The following is a 2,110-nucleotide window of genomic DNA, read 5'->3' on the forward strand; positions in this document are numbered from 1 at the left end:
GGTGAAGCGCGGCGCGCGTTTTCCAGGAAAGCGTTCACGCCCTCGGCATAGTCGGGCGACGCGCCCAGCTCACGCTGCAGGTCGCGTTCCAGGTCGAGCTGGGCATCGAGCCCCTGGCTAGCGCCGGCGTGCATGGCTTGCTTGATGGCGGCCAGGGCGCGCGTCGGCTGGGCCGCCAGGTGCGTGGCCAGGGCCAGCGCCTGCTCGGGCAGCAGCGGATCGTCCATCGCCTCCCAGATCAGCCCCCACTTCTCGGCCTCGTCGGCGCTGAGCTTGTCGCCCGTCATGGCCAGGCCCATGGCGCGGGCCATGCCGATGCGCTTGGGCAGCAGCCAGGTGCCGCCAGAATCCGGCACCAGCCCGATCTTGACGAAAGCCTGGATAAAGCTGGCCGAGCGCGCCGCCAGCACCATGTCGCAAGCCAGCGCCAGGTTGGCCCCCGCGCCGGCCGCCGTGCCGTTGACGGCGGCGATCACCGGCAGCGGCAGCTTTTGCAGGCGCCGGACCAGCCGGTTGAACCACATGTCGATCAACTCGCCGAGGTCGGTCATGGCGCCGGGCGTGAAGTCCAGGTCGGCCAGGTCCTGCCCCGCGCAGAAGCCGCGCCCGGCACCGGTCAGCAGCAGGGCACGGGCGCCGCCAGCCTCCACATGGTCGAGTGCCTGCTGCAGCACGGCGTGCATTTCGCGGGTAAAGCTATTGAGCTTGTCGGGGCGATTCAGCGTGATGACCGCAACCTGGCCGTGCCAGGCGAGCAGTATCGGGCCGGAAGTCAGGCTGGTCTGTGGGGGCGTGTCTGGCATCTTTCGTCTCCTGCCATCTCAGTGGAGGCAATGTCTGGCGGTACGCGGTCACTCCTATATATAGAAGTATCCGGATCGCCGCTTAAATTAACCGACCAGTCGGTCGGCAAATGGTAGCACTAATTTCCGCGCGCGAGTATCGTCTCGCAGGGTAACGAATCGATCCACTTTCCGCTTCCCGATTTCCCATTCCAAGAGGAGAACACATGCCGTACGAGAACATTCTGGTGGAAACGCGCGGGCGCGTTGGCCTGGTGACGCTGAACCGCCCCAAGGCCCTGAACGCGCTCAACGACGCGCTGATGGATGAGTTGGGCGCGGCGCTGCTCGCGTTCGACGCCGATGAAGCTATCGGCAGCATCGTGATCACCGGCAGCGAACGCGCTTTTGCCGCGGGCGCCGATATCGGCATGATGGCCAAGTATTCCTATATGGATGTGTACAAGGGCGACTACATCACGCGCAACTGGGAAGCGATCCGCCGCATCCGCAAGCCGGTGATCGCGGCAGTGGCCGGCTACGCGCTCGGCGGCGGCTGCGAGCTGGCGATGATGTGCGACATCATCATCGCCGCCGATACCGCGCGCTTCGGCCAGCCCGAGGTCAAGCTGGGCACAATGCCCGGCGCCGGCGGCACCCAACGCCTGCCGCGCGCGGTCTCCAAGGCCAAGGCCATGGACCTGTGCCTGACTTCGCGCATGATGGACGCGGCGGAAGCCGAACGCGCCGGCCTCGTGTCGCGCGTGGTTGCCGCCGACAAGCTGCTCGACGATGCGCTGGCCGCCGCCGAGACCATCGCCGGGTTTTCGCTGCCGGTGGTGATGATGATCAAGGAGTCGATCAACGCCGCTTACGAGACCAGCCTTGCCGAGGGCGTGCACCTGGAGCGCCGTTTGTTCCACTCCACCTTTGCGACGGAAGACCAGAAGGAAGGGATGGCCGCTTTTGTGGAGAAGAGGGCGCCCGATTTCAAGCATCGCTAAAACTTGATAGGTGGATACCCGAGTAATTGCATCGGGTATTCACCTTTCGGTGCGGACCAAGAAGGCTGTATTTTCTTTATAGATCAATGGGTTGTTTCTACGCCTTCGGCATGCCTCGCATACTCTTGTGACAAAACGATTGCCAAGGTCCGGGGAGGCGCTTATTATTCGCCCCCTCGCACCACGAAAGACCGCTGCAAAGCAGACGGGACAAGGGTTGCGAGGTTGGCAGGGGTGGTTGGCGGCGCGCACGGCGCAGCGAGCTGAAGGAAAAAAACCTGTTGACGAAACGATGATCACGCTTCATAATCTCGTTTCTCTGCT

The 2,110-nt window shown here is 63.8% G+C and carries 2 protein-coding genes and 1 pseudogene; 2 read left to right on the forward strand and 1 reads right to left on the reverse strand.

Annotated features, from left to right (window positions below; all coding sequences use genetic code 11):
• A pseudogene (paaG, locus tag OR16_RS38610) lies at positions 1-803 on the reverse strand (2-(1,2-epoxy-1,2-dihydrophenyl)acetyl-CoA isomerase PaaG); the annotation flags it as partial.
• 206 nt (positions 804-1,009) lie between these two features.
• On the opposite strand from paaG, the gene OR16_RS38615 reads away from it, so the two are divergent.
• Complete coding sequence (locus OR16_RS38615; protein WP_006164772.1) at positions 1,010-1,786, forward strand: enoyl-CoA hydratase; 777 nt, start codon at positions 1,010-1,012, stop codon at positions 1,784-1,786.
• Between the two features lie 127 nt (positions 1,787-1,913).
• Positions 1,914-2,110: hypothetical protein (locus OR16_RS47035; RefSeq protein ID WP_237717398.1), on the forward strand; the 197-nt coding region annotated here is incomplete at its 3' end.

Source organism: Cupriavidus basilensis OR16 (assembly GCF_000243095.1).
In the GTDB taxonomy this organism is placed as follows: Bacteria; Pseudomonadota; Gammaproteobacteria; order Burkholderiales; family Burkholderiaceae; genus Cupriavidus; species Cupriavidus basilensis_D.